The 17,414-nt window shown below is 69.3% G+C and carries 15 protein-coding genes and 1 tRNA gene; 3 read left to right on the top strand and 13 right to left on the bottom strand.

All coding sequences use genetic code 11. The features are described 5' to 3' along the window. Positions 1 to 65: 65 nt before the first annotated feature. The 9 genes from IT184_01110 to treZ all read right to left on the bottom strand — a co-directional run bounded on the left by IT184_01110 (position 66) and on the right by treZ (position 11,187). Positions 66 to 776: a BON domain-containing protein gene (locus IT184_01110; GenBank protein MCC7007393.1), complete on the bottom strand. Its 711-nt coding sequence runs from the start codon at positions 774 to 776 to the stop codon at positions 66 to 68. 226 nt (positions 777 to 1,002) lie between these two features. Further along, positions 1,003 to 1,428 (bottom strand): hypothetical protein, encoded by a 426-nt coding sequence (locus IT184_01105; protein ID MCC7007392.1) that lies wholly within the window; start codon positions 1,426 to 1,428, stop codon positions 1,003 to 1,005. Further along, a complete protein-coding gene (locus tag IT184_01100) occupies positions 1,425 to 2,042 on the bottom strand; it encodes an SDR family NAD(P)-dependent oxidoreductase (protein ID MCC7007391.1) in 618 nt (205 codons plus the stop codon). The genes IT184_01105 and IT184_01100 overlap by 4 nt, the downstream gene beginning before the upstream one ends. A gap of 61 nt (positions 2,043 to 2,103) precedes the next feature. Then, the gene (glf, locus tag IT184_01095) at positions 2,104 to 3,225 is read right to left on the bottom strand and encodes a UDP-galactopyranose mutase (GenBank protein MCC7007390.1); all 1,122 of its coding nucleotides are present in this window, start codon (positions 3,223 to 3,225) and stop codon (positions 2,104 to 2,106) included. A 26-nt stretch (positions 3,226 to 3,251) separates the two neighbouring features. After that, complete coding sequence (locus IT184_01090) at positions 3,252 to 4,460, bottom strand: glycosyltransferase family 1 protein (GenBank protein ID MCC7007389.1); 1,209 nt, start codon at positions 4,458 to 4,460, stop codon at positions 3,252 to 3,254. A gap of 115 nt (positions 4,461 to 4,575) precedes the next feature. After that, positions 4,576 to 6,291 carry a glycoside hydrolase family 2 gene (locus tag IT184_01085; protein ID MCC7007388.1) on the bottom strand — a complete coding sequence of 572 codons (1,716 nt, stop codon included), beginning with the start codon at positions 6,289 to 6,291 and terminating at the stop codon, positions 4,576 to 4,578. Positions 6,292 to 6,467: 176 nt separating this feature from the next. Continuing rightward, complete coding sequence (locus tag IT184_01080; protein MCC7007387.1) at positions 6,468 to 7,232, bottom strand: DUF2071 domain-containing protein; 765 nt, start codon at positions 7,230 to 7,232, stop codon at positions 6,468 to 6,470. Continuing rightward, entirely contained in the window at positions 7,202 to 9,265 is a 2,064-nt protein-coding gene (locus IT184_01075) for a glycogen debranching enzyme family protein (protein MCC7007386.1), read from the bottom strand. Before IT184_01075 ends, IT184_01080 begins: the two co-directional genes overlap by 31 nt. Before the next feature lie 11 nt (positions 9,266 to 9,276). After that, a complete protein-coding gene (gene treZ, locus IT184_01070; protein ID MCC7007385.1) occupies positions 9,277 to 11,187 on the bottom strand; it encodes a malto-oligosyltrehalose trehalohydrolase in 1,911 nt (636 codons plus the stop codon). Between the two features lie 656 nt (positions 11,188 to 11,843). Here treZ and IT184_01065 point away from each other — a divergent pair. Next, entirely contained in the window at positions 11,844 to 12,365 is a 522-nt protein-coding gene (locus IT184_01065; GenBank protein MCC7007384.1) for a hypothetical protein, read from the top strand. A 599-nt stretch (positions 12,366 to 12,964) separates the two neighbouring features. On the opposite strand, the gene IT184_01060 is transcribed toward IT184_01065, so the two are convergent. From IT184_01060 to IT184_01045, 4 genes are all read right to left on the bottom strand, one after another. Next, positions 12,965 to 13,360, bottom strand: a complete 396-nt coding sequence (locus IT184_01060; protein ID MCC7007383.1) for a VOC family protein — start codon at positions 13,358 to 13,360, stop codon at positions 12,965 to 12,967. A gap of 271 nt (positions 13,361 to 13,631) precedes the next feature. Next, positions 13,632 to 14,240: an RDD family protein gene (locus IT184_01055; GenBank protein ID MCC7007382.1), complete on the bottom strand. Its 609-nt coding sequence runs from the start codon at positions 14,238 to 14,240 to the stop codon at positions 13,632 to 13,634. A gap of 2 nt (positions 14,241 to 14,242) precedes the next feature. Further along, positions 14,243 to 14,620, bottom strand: coding sequence for a PadR family transcriptional regulator (locus tag IT184_01050; protein ID MCC7007381.1), 378 nt, complete (start codon positions 14,618 to 14,620; stop codon positions 14,243 to 14,245). Between the two features lie 384 nt (positions 14,621 to 15,004). Next, positions 15,005 to 15,080: transfer RNA gene (locus tag IT184_01045), tRNA-Phe, on the bottom strand. 149 nt (positions 15,081 to 15,229) lie between these two features. Here IT184_01045 and IT184_01040 point away from each other — a divergent pair. Together IT184_01040 and IT184_01035 are read left to right on the top strand one after the other, a co-directional pair. Next, positions 15,230 to 15,445 carry a DUF2934 domain-containing protein gene (locus IT184_01040; protein MCC7007380.1) on the top strand — a complete coding sequence of 72 codons (216 nt, stop codon included), beginning with the start codon at positions 15,230 to 15,232 and terminating at the stop codon, positions 15,443 to 15,445. 49 nt (positions 15,446 to 15,494) lie between these two features. Next, the gene (locus IT184_01035; GenBank protein ID MCC7007379.1) at positions 15,495 to 17,405 is read left to right on the top strand and encodes a VWA domain-containing protein; all 1,911 of its coding nucleotides are present in this window, start codon (positions 15,495 to 15,497) and stop codon (positions 17,403 to 17,405) included. Positions 17,406 to 17,414: the final 9 nt, after the last annotated feature.

Raw genomic sequence — 17,414 nt, 5'->3', positions numbered from 1 at the left:
CGCGCGTCACGTGGCGCGGTCGGCGCGCGGCACGTCGCGGGCGCCTCCGTGCGGGCGAGCCCACGTCACTGATGCCGCGAGTGCCGGCGCTCGCCGTCCGCCTCGCCGTCCGCCTTCCGCGAACCGTCGCTCGCGCCCGCGGTGTAGCCTTCGATCACCGGCGGCGGCGCTGAGGCGACCGGATGATCGGCCCCGGCGAACAGCCGCACGCGCAGCCGGTTCTCGACGCGCTGCACGCCGAACGCGGAGGCGGCGATCTCCTCGGCCGCGCGCCTGGCTGGCTCGGACGCGACGTCACCCTCGAGCTGGACGTCGCCGTCGCTGACCGAGACCTCGATGTCGCTCGCATCGAGATCGGGATCGCACGCCAGCCGTTCGCAGACGTCCTCCCAGATGCGCTCGTCGGTGCGGCGATAGCCGCGTGGCCCCTTACCGGCGTGTGACCCGGGCGACGCGAGGTCATTGGCGCCCCGGTGCCCGCGCCGCGGTCCCACCGGCGCCTCGTTCGATCGCGCGCTTCGATACTCACCAGGAAGGTCGAGGTCGCCGCGCACCTCGCGTGCGCCAGCCCCCGCCTCTCGCGGGTCGTCACGACGGACCCATTCGACGTCCCAGGGCTCGGACGCGTCGCCGTGCCCGTCACCGTCCAGGAGGTCATCCGCGCCGTGTTCGACGGCATCGGACTGGGCGCGCTGGGCTCGCCGGCCGGAGTTCGCCCGCTCGAACTCATCGTCGCTGCGCCACCGCGATTCGTGGTGTTGTTGATGATTCCGCATTGAAGCCTCTTTCTAGTCACGGTCCCGGGTCCCGGGTCCTATGGGGTGGTCTGGAGCCTCGTCGCCTCCAGCGCCGCGGGTCTCGACTTGCGTCGCGATCCGTGGGTCGCGCGACGGGCTACGGCTGAATGCGTGCAGATCCGGGGCCACGGGGTTGATGTGCGTGGCTTCCCGCACGGATGCCCGTGCCGTCGAGATGGGGAACCGGAGGGTCAACGTGCGGACGTCACGCGCTCGATTGCGCCGCTTCGTCGGGCGAGATCCGCTGGTTGTACCGCCTGGCGGCCTCGGTCGCGAACACACGGGCGAGCACGCCGGTGTCGATGTCTCGCGACTGCCGGCCGCGATCGCCGGCCGGACGCGGCGCCGGCCCCGGAAGCACCCACGTGGCGAGGGCGGCCAGCAGCGCGGCCGCGGCCTCTGGCGCGGCGGCCTGGAGCAGTTGCGCGGCGCGCGCGGGCCAGCCGGGCGCAATTCGCGCGCGCCCGATGCGTGACGCTTCGACGATCATCGCGGCCGCGCGGCCGGCATCGATCGCTGTGAGCGGGCTGCCCGCGAGCGCGAACAGGACCGCCTCCTTCTTGTGCTGCCCGCGCACGAGCGGATTCCGATGAGACCCGGTCCGCATGAGGTGCGGCGTCGCCGTCGTCACGACGATGTGGTGGCGCCGGAGCTCCGCGTGCAGCCCGTCGGACAGCCCGGCGAGGGCGAATTTGCCCACGCAGTACGGCAGCAGGTGCGGCAGCGCGAGGCGCCCGCCGACAGACGAGATGTTGATGATGCGGCCGCCGCCTTGCGCAACGAAATGGGGGAGGCACGCCCGGATGAAATGAAGGGGAAATCCTCGAGCTGCGCGTGCTCGAACGGCGTGACCTGGATGATCCCGGCGTTGTTGACCAGCACGTCGATGCGGCCGCGCTCCCGAATCGTGTCGGCCACGGCCCGCTCGACGCCGGCTCGATCGCGGATGTCACAAACGCGGATCAGCACGCTCGCTGCGCCACGGGCGCGCACCCGCTCGGCGGCGCGCTCGAGCTGGTCCTGCGAGCGGGCGACGAGCACGATCTGGGCGCTCTCGACGGCGAACCGTTCCGCGAGGGCCAGACCGAGCCCCCGCGATCCGCCGGTGATGAGAACGACCTGATCGCGGAACGACGTCCGGCGCGGCGAGGATTTGAGCAGGGCGCCGGCGAGCATCGCCCCTCCGAACGCCACCACGGGCAGCAAGGCGGACGCCGGGAAGGACGGTGCGCTGGTCCGAGCCATGACGTGCTCCTCGCATCAAGGTGAGGCGGCCGCCGCGCCGCGCTGCGGCGGCCGCCTCCGACTACGCTGGATTCGCCAGCGCGTCGCGGCGTGTCTGGCCGGTCAGCTTCGCGTAGAGCGTCAGCGCCTGCGCGGTGACCTGGTCCATGTTGTAGTAGCGGTACGTGCCGAGGCGCCCGACGAAGTGCACGTTCGGCAGCGTGGCCGCCAGCATCTGGTACTTGCGGTACAGCTCGAGGTTCTCCGGCCGCTGCACCGGGTAGTACGGATCGCCCTCGGCCTTCGGGTGCTCGTACACGACGGTGGTCTTCGGGTGCTCCTGGCCGGTCAGGTGCTTGAACTCGGTGACGCGCGTGTACGGGTTCTCGTTCGGGTAGTTGATGACCGCCACCGGCTGAACGCGGTCCGTATTGAAGGTCTCGAACCTGAAGTCCAGCGATCGGTAAGGGAGCCGTCCGAACCGATAGTCGAAGTACTCGTCGATCGGCCCGGTGAAGATGACCTCACGATGCGGGATGACGCTGCGCACCTCGCGATAGTCCGTGTTGAGCAGCACCTTGATCTTCGGGTGGGCGAGCATGCGCTCGAACATCCGCGTGAGCCCGTGCCGCGGCATCGCCTGGTACGTGTCGGTGAAGTACCGGTCGTCGCGGTTCGTTCGCACCGGCACGCGGGCCGTCACCGACGCGTCGAGCTCCGACGGATCGCAGTCCCACTGCTTGCGCGTGTAGTTGCGGAAGAATTTCTCGTACAGCTCGCGGCCGACCTTGCTCACGATCACGTCCTCGGAGGTGCGGATCGCGGCGGGCCGCTCCGCCACGCGCTCGAAGAACGTGACGAGCTCGAACGACGTGAGCTGCAGGCCGTAGAGCGTGTTGACCGTGTCGAGGTTGATCGGAATCGGCACGAGCTGGCCGTCCACCCACGCCTGGACCCGGTGCTGGTACGGCCGCCACTCGGTGAATCTCGACAGGTAATCGAACACTTCGCGCGAGTTGGTGTGGAAGATGTGAGGTCCGTACCGGTGCACGAGGATCCCCGCATCGTCGTAGTGGTCGTACGCGTTGCCGGCGATGTGCCGGCGGCGATCGATGAGCAGGACGCTGCGGCCGGCGTCGGCCGCCAGCCGCTCTGCCATCACGCTGCCGGCGAAGCCGGCGCCCACGATGAGGTAGTCGAACATCGACGCCGGTCCCGTCCGCTCGCCGCTCACATCGTGCTCTGCGGCGCAAACGCGGGCACGAACGACACCGGCCGCGCCGGCCGTTCCTCCTCGATGCGCGTCTGGGCCTGCTGCCCAACGGCTTCCTCGATCAGCCGGTGCATGGACGCGAACGTCTGATCCCAGGACAGGCGCGACAGGAAGGCTTCGGCACGCTTCACCGCGTCGCGGCCCGCCGGCGTGAGCGATCGGCGCACGGCGGCCTCGAACTCCTCCACCGAATCGGCGATCTCGACGAGGCCCAGCTCGCCGTAGGGCCGGACGACGTCGCGGATCGACGTGGAGACGACCGGGCATCCCGCCGCGAGGTACTCCGGCGTCTTCGTCGGGCTGATGTAGCGCGTCGCGTCGTTGTGCGCGAACGGCATGAGCGCCACGTCCCAGCCCGCCATGTACGCCGGCAGATCGTCGTACGCCTTCATGCCGAGATAGTGGACGTTCTCGCGGCGCGGCAGCGACTCCGGATCGATCTTGCAGACCGGCCCGAGCATCACGAACTGCCACGCCGGGTTCCGTTCGGCGACCGCCTGGACGAGCTCGATGTTCATCCGCTCGTCGATCACGCCGCAGAAGCCGAGCCGCGGCCGCGCGATCCGCCGCTGGTCGAGCGGGGGCTGGCAGCGGCCGCGGGCGCGGCGGAAGTGCGCCACGTCCACGCTGCTCGGCATCGGATGGATGTTGCGATGCAGGCGCTTCTTCGCCTCGTACAGCGACACGCCGCCGGTGAAGACGACGTCCGCCCGGCGCAGGAGCGCCTGCTCACGCTCGCGCAAGCCCTGCGGCGCGCCCGCGAACCCGGCGAGCTCGTCCATGCAGTCGTAGACGATCCCGCTCACCTCGAGCCCCTCGAAGATCGGCAGCGCCATCGGCGTGTAGAGCCAGACGATCGGCCGCTCGATCTCATAGCCCGCGAGCACGCAGTCGAGCAGTCGTCGCTGCGCGGCGATCGCGCCGCCCGCGTCCAGACCCTGCGGCAGGTGCGGCACGACGACGTGGACGCCGTTCGAGGTCGAGACCGTGACGTGCGCGCGCTCGGCATCGAAGAGCGGCTCCTCGACGAAGAACACGCGTCGCGTTCGGCTGAACCGCACCATCAGGTGCTGCGGGCGCTGAAAGACGTACGTCCAGCGGAGGTGGCTGAAGCAGAGCAGATCGGCCGCGGCGGCAGCGGCCGCCGGGCGAAAGGAAGTCGTCATGCGCCGCGAAGATTTCAAAAGCTGTGCCGCGCAGCGTCTTGGCGATCGCGGTCCGCGCGCCGGCGCGAGTGGCACGCCGTGGGATACCTTCGGCAATGCCGTCGCGCGGCCGCCGTCAGCGCTCGGCGGCGCCGCGCGTGGCCGCCGCGATCGCCTCGATCGGAAACTTCGGCGTGCGATCGGCGAAGAGCAAGCCGTTGGCTTCCTGATACGTGTCGGCGAACTGCGTGTAGCAGAAGCCGGAGAACAGCCCGAGCGATCGCACCGATCGCAGCAGCGCCGCGTAGCGGTCGGCGAGCGCCGACGACGAGCTGGCGTGCGAGTAGCCCCAGGTCCGATCGGAGCGATCCACGATCGAGATGCCGCCGAACTCGCTGAGGATGATCGGCTGATCGGCGTGCCGCTCGCCCTCGAGCACGAGCAGCCGTCCGCCCGGACGCTCGCGTTTGAAGAGCCGCGGCAGGATCTCGTCCGCGCGGTAGCGTCGGGCGAGCCGCTCCGGATCGCCGTCGTAGTCGTGGATGCCGATGATGTCGGTCGCCACGCTTTCCCATCCGTCGTTGCCCACGACCGGCCGCGTCGGATCGAGCGTGCGCGTGAGGTGATAGAGCGCGCGCACGTAGTGACGCTCGGCTTCGTTCAGCGGCAGATTCGGCACGCCCCACGACTCGTTGAACGGCACCCACGCCACGATGCACGGATGGCTGTAGTCGCGGCCGATCGCGGCCATCCATTCGCGCGTCGTCCGCTGCGTCGAGTCCTGCGTGAAGCGATACGCGCTCGGCATCTCGCCCCAGACGAGTAGACCGAGCCGATCCGCCCAGTAGAGATAACCGGGATCCTCGAGCTTCTGGTGCTTGCGGACGCCGTTGAACCCCATCGCCTTCGCGAGCTCGACGTCCTTCCTCAGCGCATTGTCGCCAGGCGGCGTGAGGCCCGTCTCCGGCCAGTACCCCTGATCGAGCACGAGTCGCAAGCCGTACGGACGGCCGTTCAGGATGATCCGGTCGCCGTCGACGGTAATCGATCGCAGCGCTGTGTAGCTCTGGACCGTGTCGAGCAGGCGGCCGTCGGCGGTCGTCAGCCGAAGCTCGGCGTCGATCAGGCGCGGCGATTCAGGGCTCCACAGGAGCTCGTTGCGGAAATCGTCGATGCCGGGGTCGGACAGCGCGACGCGGCGATGCACCTCGCCGCCGACGACGAGGTACGAGTCGTCCACCAGGACGGCGTCGTCGGTCCGGAGCAGCAGGTGGAGACGCGCGCCGTCGCAGGGTGCGCCGTGCAGCACGGCCGCACAGCCGATCTCCCAGCGCACGAGGTTCGGCGTCCAGCGCAGCGCGCCGATCCACGTGGCCGGGACGCGCTCGAGCCACACCGTCTGCCAGATGCCCGTCGTCCGCGGATACCAGATCGAGTGCGCGCGCAGCAGCCAGTCCTGCTTGCCGCGCGGCTTCGCGAGATCCTGCGGATCGTCGTACGCCCATACGACGATGTCGGCGTCGCGTGTGCCGGCGACATGAGGCGTGATGTCGAACGTGAACGGGGTGTAGCCGCCCTCGTGCTCGCCCGCGAGATGGCCGTTCACCCAGACGGTGGCGCGATAGTCCACCGCGCCGAAGTGCAAGAGCAGCCGCTCGCCCTCGGCGAGCGACGGCACCTCGATCGCGCGCCGGTACCAGCACGCGCTGTACAATCCGGTGTCGCCGATGCCGCTCGCAGGCGCCTCCGGCGAGTACGGCACGACGATCTCGCCGGCCCAGCGCACAGCGCCCGGATCGGAGATGGTACCGGCCGGATCGATCGCGAAGTGCCAGACGCCGTTCGCCGACATCCAGTCGCGACGGCGGAGCTGATGCCTGGGATAGGGATGCCCATCGAATCCGACGAGCGGCGACGACGTGGGAGTGATGACGGACTGCTGAGCCACGGCTCACGATCGCCCGGATACGACGCACCGGGATCTGCGTGCGGGGAGACCTTCAGGGTAGACAGAGCAGCGCACGGCCGTCAACGCGCGAATCGTCTGCCGACGCCGACCGGCGCCCACACGCGCACGTCCTGGCGCAGCGAGAAGTGCAGGAGCGGAGATCCGGCCGGAAGACGGACGCGGGCCGCCGCCGCAACCGTGTTGACGTCGATCTCTGCGCTCGCGGCTCGGAGGCTCCACGGTGGATGCTGGATCTCGGCTCGCCACAGCCGTCCCGCGCGGTTCGCCGCGTAGAGACAGTAGCGTTCGGTCAGGAAGTGCTCCAGCGATCCCGGCACGGCGTTGAACGTCTGGCCGTGCGGCCTGTACCTCGCCGCGAACCGTGCGCGCCGGCGTCCGCGACGTACGCTCGTGAAGCGCATCTCGCCCTTGACGCGGCCGGCCTGCATTGCCGCACGGAAATACGGCAGCGAGAATCCCAGGCGTGCACCGACGACGGCGAGGGTGGACGCCGCGTCGAGGCTGAAGAACCAGACGCCGGGTTTGTCGTCGATCGTGACGTACGTGCGAACGTTCAGCTCCGGAAAGGCGTGTGCCGTGGGGAACGGCGGCAGCCCGCGCAGGCGCAGGCCTCGGACGACGAAGGGCACGACGCCGACCCAGGCACAGCCATCGCGCACGTCGAGCGAAAGGCGGGCGGGCAGCAGACGTCGGAGCGGGGCAGGATCACAGGGCCAGTGCGCGAAGAGCAGGTCGTGCCAGCGCTGCGCCATGATCCAGGGCGCGTCCGGCAGCGGCCACCCGCGATGGGCCGTTACCGAGAAGGGTGAGCGTCGCGAGACCATGCGTGGGCGAGCGACGAGGCGGGCTCGGGTGACGCGTCGCGCAGAAGGCGCCAGGTGCGCAGCACTTCAGCAACGCTCCAGGCCTGCGCAATGCAGCCGCGCGCGTGAAACGGCGCCTCCGCATCGAAGATCTCGGGCAGCGATCCCACGCCCGTCCTGCTCATCTCGGCCGGAAACGCGGCGAGCGCCCGCCGTGGCATCTCGTGATCGTCGGGGTGGGCGCGGCGCCAGGCGTCGATGAACGGACCGATCAGCCACGGCCAGACGGTGCCCTGATGGTAGGCCGCGTCCCGCGCGTGCAGGTTCCCGTCGTACGTCCGCCGGTAGTCGGGATGGTGCGGGGAGAGCGTGCGCAGCCCCACGGGCGTGAGCAGCTCGCGGACGATGACGTCGAGCACGGGCTGCCAGTGGACCGGATCGAGCACCGGATGATCGAGCGAGATCGCGAGCAACTGATTCGGGCGGCACGCCGGGTCGTCGCCGGCGCCGCCGTCGATCACGTCGAACAGATGGCCCGCCGCCGGATTCCAGAACCGCTGGTTGAAGGAGGCGGCGGCGCGATCCGCGTGTCCGCGCCAGCGTGCGGCGTCGGCGTCGCGGCCCGACTCGACGTCCCAGCGCGCGAGCAGGCGCATCGCGTTGTACCAGAGCGCGTTGATCTCCACCGCCTTCCCGCGCCGGGGCGTTACCACCCAGTCGCCGACCTTCGCATCCATCCACGTGAGCTGATAGCCTTCCGCGCCTTGGCGCAGCAGGCCGTCCGCCGGATCGATCGCGATCCCGAAGCGGGTGCCGGCGACGTGATGCTCGGCGATCGCGACGAGCGCGGGGCGGAGCTCCTCGCAGAGCGTGCGGTCGCCGGTGATCGCGCCGTAGCGGTGCACGGCGTGGAAGAACCACAGGCTCGCGTCGGCTGTGTGGTACAGGCCCAGGTGCTCACCTTCGGGAAACATGTTGGGGATGAGGCCATCGCGCACGTGATGCGCGAACGTGCGCAGGATCCACGCGGCCTCGCGCCAGCGGCCGGTCGCGAGCGCCAGCCCTTCGAGGCTGATCATCGTGTCGCGGCCCCAATCGGTGAACCAGTGATAGCCGGCGATCACGCTGCGCGGCTCCTCGCCGTGCGCCCGCGCGCGCGCGACCTCGGAACTACGTCCCACCGGCGCGACGATGAACTGATCGGCCGCAAGGGTGAGCTCGGCAGCGAGGCCCCGGGGATCGCCTGCGAGCTGCAAGAGCGAGCGCCGACGCGCGTGTTCCGCCGCGAGCGCGTCGGCCGGCGCGACCGCCCGCACGGCGGACCACGGCTCGGTGGACACGGTGAACGACACGTCGTGGCCGGCCGCGGCGCGCACCACGTAGGCGCCGGGACTGACGAGCGTGCCCTGGTAGTCGTAGCCGCGCGCGTGCTCGATCGGGTACTCCGCCACCGCGGTCGCGGCCTCCGCGAGATCGCGGACGTCCTCGCCGCGCGCCATCCAGCGGATCGCCAGGCTCGTGCCCGTCACCATCGTCTCGGCGGCGCCGGACTCGACGGCAGTCGCGTGGACCGGCGGCGTGTCGGCGGTCAGCAGCCCCTCATGAGGGCGAATCTGGAACATCGGCCGAAGCCGCAGCTCGAGCGGCCCCTCGCTGCGCACGATCGTGAACAACACGTGCGTCGTGTTCTGTCCGTACGGCATGACGATGCGTTTATCGATCGTCCAGGCATGAGCCTCGTATCGCCAGACGGGAAGGCCGGCATGGAGCGTGAACTGCGCCGGGCGCACGACGCCGGTGGCCAGCGCGTCGAACGCCTCGTGATCCAGGCACGCCGACGTCGTGCCGTCGTCGACCGTCACGCGCAGGAGGTTGAGACACATGAGGCGGCCGACCGGCGCCGGCAGCGACGCGATGAGCAGCCCGTGAAACCGGCGTGTGAGCCCGCCGCGCACCGGGCCCGACGCGTAGCCGCCGAGGCCGTTGGTCACGAGCCACTCGAGCGACGGATCGATCAGGTCGCCGGCAGGAAAGACCAGCTCGCGGCGCGGCATCGGCACGCCGCTCATGGCGCATCCTCCGGCGCGAGCACGAGCGCGCTCTCGGCTGGCAGCGTCCAGATGTCGCCGAGCGGCGGCGTGCCGGCGCCGCCATGGGCCGGATCCTCGCTCGACCACACGATGCGCCAGTTGGCCGCCGGTGCTGGCGAAAGCAGCGGCTCGGGCACGACGTCGAGCCGCGCGTCGGCGCCGAGGTTGATCACGACCAGACGGTCGTGACGCGATGGCGGGCCGTCGTCAGTCGGCCGGTCCATCGCGCGCAACGCGAACGCGGAGTCGCTCAGGACGGCACCGTCCCACGAGAAGCGCGCAGCGTCGTGGAAGGCCGGATCGGTGCGGCGGAGCGCGATTAGGGTCCGGTGCAGGTCGACCGCCTCCGTATGGAGCGCGCGCTCGCGCCAGTCGAGCGCGCAGCGGCGGAACGTCTCGGGATCCTCTGGCGCAGCGAACGGCAGATCCGGCGCCGCAAGGCTTGGAAACTGCGCGAGGAACTCGCGCCGGCCCGATCGCACGGCGCCGGCGAGATCGCCGCCATGATCCGCGAAGTACAGGAACGGCGCCGACGCCGCGAACTCCTGTCCTTGGAAGAGGAGCGGCGCCCACGGTCCCAGGAGCAGCAACGCGGTCATCGCACGCAGCCGGCCAGGGCTCGTCATCTGATGCAGACGGAGCCCGGCACGCGAGTTCGCGACCTGATCGTGATTCTCGAGGAAACAGACGAAGGACGCTGGAGGCAATCCGCGCGCCGACTGCCCGCGGCGCTGCCGCTGCCACGCGTACCACTGCCCTTGATAGAGGAACCCGTACTTGACGGCGGACACGAACTCCTGCGGCCGACCCCGATAGTCCGTGTAGTACGCCTCGCGGCGGCCCGTGAGCGCAACGTGTGCGCTGTGGTGGAAGTCGTCGTTCCAGAGCGCGTCGAGCGGATGGCCGTTCATCCGCTCCGCGCGGAGCAGCCCGCTCTCCTGCGGTTCGTTCTCCGCGACGATCCAGGTCCGTCGTCCGCGGGCGCGCTGACGCACCTCGGCGACGACCTCGGTGAGGATGTGCACCTTCGACGTGTCCTTGATGGACTGCGTCGCGTCGAGGCGCAATCCGTCGACGTGGAACTCCTCGATCCAGTACCCAGCGTTCGCCACGACCATCTCCCGCGCGCCGCCGCAGTGCCGCCCGTCATAGTTGATCGCCTGGCCCCATTCGGTGGGGGTGGGCGAGAAGTAGTCAGGCGAGAACTTCGCGAGGTGGCAGCCGTCCGGTCCGACGTGGTTGTAGACGACGTCGAGGATGACGCCGAGACCGAGAGCGTGGGCCTGATCGACGAAGGCCCGCATGTCGTCGGGCTCGCCGTAGAGCCGCGTCGGCGCGAAGAGCAGCACGCCGTCGTACCCCCAGCCGAATCGCCCGGGGAATTCGGCGACCGGCATGAGCTCGATGACCTCCACACCGAGCGCGGCGAGCGCGGGAAGTCTCGCCGCCGCGGCGCGCCACGTGCCCTCCGCGGTGAACGTCCCGACATGGAGCTCGTAAGCGATCGGTGCCGGCGCCGTGATGCCGCCCCACGCGGCATCCGTCCACCGGAAGGCGAACGGATCGATCACGGCGGACGGTCCATGCGGTCCCTCGGGTTGAAAGCGCGACGCCGGATCCGCATAGCGGTTCTGGCCGTCGAGTTGGATCCAGTACCGCGCGCCGGCGGGCGTCTCTGCCATCGCCGCGAAGTAGCCGTCGGCCTCTGGCAAGAGCGGCAACGCGCGGCCGGACGGCGTGCCGTCCTTGTCGGAGAACACGACGTCGACGCGGCCTGCGGCCGGAGCCCACACGCGGAAGTGCACGCCACCGCCGGCCTGCGCTTCTGCGCCGATGCTGAAACGACGTGGTGTGATCGCCACCGGTGCGGGAGCGTCTGAAGGCATCACGTGATCGCCGGCGGCCACGGCCGTCGGGCGATTCCTCGCGATTCAAGTCCCATGCCGATCATCTTCCGCGAGTGATGTGCCGGGCACGCGGGCGCGAGCGCGAGACGTGAGCCTAGACACGGCACAGTTACCACACGCGCAGGGCAACGGCACGCCGACCGCCGCAGCGAACCTGGATTCTTCGGGTCGTCACGCCGCCTGCGAAACCTCTCGGACGCCACGCCAAGCAATCGACAGGCATCGTCCTGAGAGATGCTCGCGGCGCGTGCCGGCGGCTACACGGTGCTGATCCAGACCAGGGCGAGGCGGAAAGGCTGCCGCACCGTCTCGGGCGCGACCCTCGCAGCGGACGGCCCGCGCGCCGATGCGACGCACGTCCCGGATCGTCAGCTCCGTGTTCCTGCCATGTAGCACGTCGCGGTCGCGCCTGGCCGAGCCCGATGTGGCGACGCGCCGGGCAGACCGGATGGCCTCGCGACCAGTGTCCCCAACACAGCTCGCGCGCGGCGGCCGGGCAGAAAGTTCACGGCTCCCCACGGAGCCGCCCCGCCGTCGCCCGACCGCGTGCGTCGCTGCCTGGCACGGCGTTTGACCTGAGATCGAGCGGCGTCCCCCAGCACGCGTTTCTCCGCAACTCATGAGAGGACGTTCAAATGACTCGCAATCTCTTCGGTGTCTTTGCCAGCATTGTCGTTGCCGGCGCGCTCGTCGCCGCGCAGGATTCTCCGAGCCCAGCGTCGCCATCGCCTTCCTCGCAGGCGCCCGCGCCGCAGAGCGCGCAGCCGCCCTCGTCTTCGGACGACGCCACTGACGCGACGTTCGTCGGCTGCCTCGTTCAGGGCTCGGGTCCCAACGCGTACTTCCTCGACAACGCCAGGCTGGAGACCGCAGATAAGGACAGCAAGGGTCAGCGATTCGCGCTCGACATCAACGCCACGCCGGATCAGATCAAGCCGGTGCTCAACAGCCACGTGCGGATCGTGGCCGCCTCGCCGGTCGGTGCCAGTAGCTCGAGCGAGTCGCGCGCCCCCGGCGGCGAACAGAAGGCCGGCGACGACAAGGCCGGCGACGACAAGGACGCGAAGACGGCCGACGCCGACCTCCAGAAGGTGACGGTGAAGCGCATCACGCGGCTGGCGAATACCTGCCCGGCCACCAAGCCGGTGGGCGACTGAGCGCTGTTGCGACATCGAACACGTAGAGGGCCGTGCGCGCGGGCGTCCTGGATGCTCCGTGCGCACGGCGATCGGCTGCGGCGTGGCGGCGCTGGGTGATCGTTCCGTGAATGGCGACCGAGCCTACGCGTGCGAGTGCATGGTGAGCCGTACCCAGACTCGCCATCCACACCCGTGACACCGGTATGGCCGCGCGCCGGTGACGAGCAGCAGGGGCCACTCGTACAAGCGGATTCGCGATCGATGGAGCGCCGCGTCGCCGAGACATTCGGGACAGGTGAGCGGCAGCGACGGGCGCCAGTCGAAGTGCATGGACGTCGGGCTCCTGGGGGAGAAGCGTTCGACACCCTTTGCAAGATGACTGCCTTCACGCGGATGGTGTCGGCACGAAGTTGCGCAGGAGGCCGGATTCTCGCGGCTCGTTGAGCGTGTAGACGATGATGTACGTCTTGCCCATCTGATCGCGCAGAATCTCGAGCATCGCACGAAGAGCAGCGTCCGAAGTGTCGAGCTCGCGCAGACGTACAGGGTTGAGCGTCGACATGCGGTCCATCCCACCGCGAGGCGATTCGTCTCGCGATCGGAGCGCCGCGTGCGCGCTACGACTGCTGCAGCAGCATCCAGGATGTGCCGAAGCGGTCGCGCAGCATCGCGAACCGGTTTGCGAAGCCGGTCTTCTCCATCTTCATGAAGATCTCACCGCCGTCCGCCAACAGCGCATAGACGCGTTCCGCGTCTGCCTCGGTATCGAGCGTGAGCGTCAGGTACGCGCTGCGCATCGGCTCGGCGTGTGGCATGTCGGCCCCCATCAGCGATGTCGTGCCGATCTCGACGCGAGCGTGCAGCACCTTCTCACCCCAGTCCGAGGGCACGTTCGGATTCGGCTGCTCCTCGTGCCGGACGATGGAGGTGATGTGGCCGCCGAGGTGCTGCTCGTAGAATCGGAACGCGGCCTCGCACGTGCCGCGATAGTTCACGTAGACATCGAGTCGCACGGAGTTCCCTCGTGATGAGGCGAGAGGAAATGGCCTCGCGCCCGCTTCTGCGATCGCGGCGCGCGAAAGCTTCTTCGCCCCTGGCCTGGCGAATCATACACAACCAGATCATCCAGCTCGGAGACGAAGACGTTCTTGGTGCGCCATCGGGCCGACGCCCTCAGGCGTCACCTGACCAGCGTGTGAGGCCACGAAGCGGCGAACGCACCGGCAAGGCGGATTGCTGCCGGCAGAGACATGTCGAGCGGCTCGATAGGGAGGTGCGCGCACCCTACGCGTCGCGCACGGTGCGCGTGCGCGACAGCAGCTCGAACGCGCGCTGATGTCGCTCGGTGAACAGCGCGAACAGCGCGTCGATCCAGAAGATGTTCAGGAACATCGGCAACTGGCGGACGATGGCTTGACCGAAGCCGATGCGACGACCCGATTCGCGCACGACGTGCAGGCCCATCAGCTTCTTGCCAGGCGTTCGGCCGTACCGCGTCTCGGCCGCGGCGCTCAGGAGCCAGAACCCCATCCCGATCAATCCAAGGATCAAAACGACCGCGATGGTCCTTGGACCTGTGTTGGTGCCGGTGAACGTCATCCGCAGCAAGACGATCGCCGGAATCGGCAGCGCCATGCCGTAGAGCAACGCGTCCACGAGCTTCGCGCCGACGCGGGCCATGAAGGGCGCCGGCCTCATCGGCACAGCCGACAGGTACGACTCCGCCAGCGCGGTGGGATCCCCCAGTTGTCGGATTGCCTCATCGGCGCCCTCGCCGCGCGCCTGTCGATCGGCGAACGTGCTCCTGAGGTCCTGCGCCACCTGATCGCGCAACGGCAGGTGACGAGGGATCCGATCGAGTACCTGCTCGAGATAGCTATCAAACGTGGTCACGGTCAGCTCCTCTCGTTGCGCAGCAGCTTCGCCATGGCGGTGGCAAAGGTGGTCCACTCGTGTTCCAGCCGGGCCAGCTCGGCATGGCCGGCCGGTGCGAGCCTGTAGTACTTGCGCGGTACGCCACGCTCGGGCGTGTCCCACCGGACCTGGACGAACCCGGCTCGCTCGAGGCGATACAGGACGGGGTAGAGCGTGCCGTCCGTCACCGTCAGCGTCCCATCGCTCGCGGTGGCGAGCGCGGAGCCGATCTCGTACCCGTAGGCTTCGCCTGGGGCCAGCAGGTGCAGGACGATCAACTCGAGCGTGCCGCGCTTCAGCTCGCGCTCGATGCTTCTTCGCGCGCCGTTGCGACTCTCGTCGGCGTCCACGACAGCCATTGTATGGCCATATATATTGTTACGCAAGATATATGAAGCAACAGGCCGCTCAGCGGCTCACGTGACGCGAGGCAAGAGCCAGGATCTCCCTGAACCAGTCGGCGGCAAGCGCGTTCGCCACCGCTCGACTGGACTCGTTCCCCGGCAGGGTCGACTTCAGGCCTGCCGGTCCATGGAGTCGATGGCTCACTGCGAGGCTGCCAAGACCCCGCAGCCAACGGTGATGACGTCAACGCTGGATTCCGCGTCGATGGCAGCTCGCGGCGCGCCCGACTCGTTCGACTGGAATTGCGTCAGGCCTCAGCGCGCATCGCACCGGACGCGGATGCGTGTCGTCGACGGTACGGCTTCGTCGAAGCTGCTACTGGATGAGAAGATGGCGAATGGTGCCGAGGGGCAGAATCGAACTGCCGACACCGTGATTTTCAGTCACGTGCTCTACCAACTGAGCTACCTCGGCACTCGGGCAAGCGCCGTACAGACGACGAATCATATCTCAGGTGCGGGCGATTGGCACGGCGGCGACCTCGCTCGATCGGCTGCTCAGTGCGGTGCCGCAGGTGACGCGGCAAGGCGGTAGAGTGGGTCAGCTCTGCACGGAGGTGCCTCATGGCCAGGCGAAAGACACCGAAGGTTGCTCCCGACGAGACCGCGCTGCCGACGCCCGCGGAAGAGATGCGCGACCAGCGGCTCGAGCGCGTCGCCGCACGCGCCTACGAGATCTACGAAGCGCGGGGCGGCGAGGCCGGTCAGGATCTCGACGACTGGCTGCAGGCCGAGCGCGAAGTCGACCTCGAGATCGCCGAGGAGAATCGCGAGGACTGACGGCTTCGCGCGGGGGCCGGTGTACACTGGCACGTCGCCCGACATCTCCATGCGCCGCGCCTTCCTCGGCCTTGTGCTCGGCCTCGCGTGGCTGGCGGTCCCGGATGCGCAGCAGACGCCGCCCGCCGAACTGCCACCGACGTTCCGCGCGGGCGTCGACCTGGTCACGCTCGACGTCTCGGTCCTCGACGACGACCGCCGGCCGGTCCGCGGCCTCACCGCGCGTGACTTCACGGTGCTCGAACGCGGCACGCCGCTCCCCATCGTCGCCTTCAACGCGGTGGACGTGCCCGAGCGCCACGTCAGCGCGGCCGCCTGGCTCCACGAGGTCGCGCCGGACGTCGTCTCCAATCGCTTCGAGCCTGACCGGCTGATCGTCCTGCTCCTCGACGACTGGAATGTCGCCGTGAACCCGGCCGACGTGCTCCAGGCGAAGCGGATCGCTCACGCCATCGTCGACGAGCTCGGCCGTTCCGACTACGCGGCGGTGATCTACACCTTCTCGCACGAGAAGGGGCAGGAGTTCACGACCGACGTGTCACGCATCCGCGAGGCGATCGATCGCTTCACGTCGAGCCGCCCCGCGCTGCCGGAACCGCCGCCGTCGATGGCCTGCCCGCACAACGAGTGCGTGACGGCGACGCTGCGTGCCGTCAGCGACTTCATGCGCGACAGTTGGCCGGGCCGCCGCAAGGCGATCGCCTACATCAGCCCGGAAGGAAACTACACCACGGGTCCGCAGAGCATCGGCGGCGTGGACGGCATGACGAAGGCAGGCGACAGCGCTGCCCTGTGGGACTCCGGCCCCGATCTCGAGCGGACGTTTCGGGCCCTGCAGCGAGCGAACGTGAACGTCTACCAGTACGACACACGCGGTCTGGCTGACTCGCTCGGGATCGACATCAGCCCGAACACCTCGTCCGTCATGGGCATGTTCGCGGACAACACGGGCGGCCGCATCGTCACGCGGACCAACGCGCCAGACGCCCGCGTGTCCGAGATGCTGGTGGAGACCGGCTCGTACTACATGCTCGGCGTCGAGCCGCCGTCGTCCGGCAGCGACGGATTCCGGCGGGTCGAAGTGCGCGTTTCCCATCCTGGGGTCACGGTCCGGACGCGCAGCGGTTACTACAGCGGATCGAACACGAAGAGCGCGCCGGCCAAAGTCGTGCCCACCGCGCTCGACAACGCGATGGCCGGCGCCCGGCCGGTCGGCGATCTGCCGCTCAGCCTGACGGCGGCGCCGTTCGCGACGCCGGCGGGCGCGGCGGTTGCCGTGGTCGCGGGTCTCGATCGTGGACCGGACGCGCCGGCGCGTGAAGTGATCGACATCGCGGTGCGCGCCTTCAGCCAGGCCACTGGCGATCGGCGTTCGAAGGGCGTGGCGACGACGAAGCTGGAGCTGACGCGGCGGCCGACGGCGGCCGACGTCGTGCATTACGACCTGGGCAGCCGGCTCGATCTCGCGCCGGGCCGCTACGAGATTCGGCTCGCGGCCGACAGCTCGGCGACGGGCCGCGCCGGCAGCGCCTTCGTGTACGTCACGGTGCCGGATTTCGCACGCGAAGCGCTGTCAGCCTCCGGCCTCGTGCTCACGCGGGTGCCCGCGTCGCGCGCCAGCGGCAGCGATCCGCTCGCCGCGCTGCTGCCATTCACGCCGACCACGGCGCGGACCTTCGGCGCGCACGAGCAGGCGGCCGCCGTGCTCCGGCTCTATCAGTCTTCGAAGGATGCCGGGGCGATCGCCGTTACGGCTCGGCTCCGCGACGAAGCCGATCGCGTCGTGTTCGAACGCGCCGAGACGGTGAACGTCGACGGCGGGCAGCCGACGGTTCGGACGGCCGAGTACCGCCTGGAGCTGCCGTTGGCCGAACTCGAACCTGGGGAGTACCTGCTGCAGGTGCAAGCGGCTGCCGGCCCGATGAAGACGGGCCGGCAGATCCGGTTTCACGTCGAGTGAGCGCGGATC

The organism is Acidobacteriota bacterium, assembly GCA_020853395.1.
Taxonomy (GTDB): Bacteria; Acidobacteriota; Vicinamibacteria; order Vicinamibacterales; family SCN-69-37; genus JADYYY01.
Note: the sequence above shows the minus strand (reverse complement) of the source record. Positions and strands in the feature narration are given on the sequence as shown.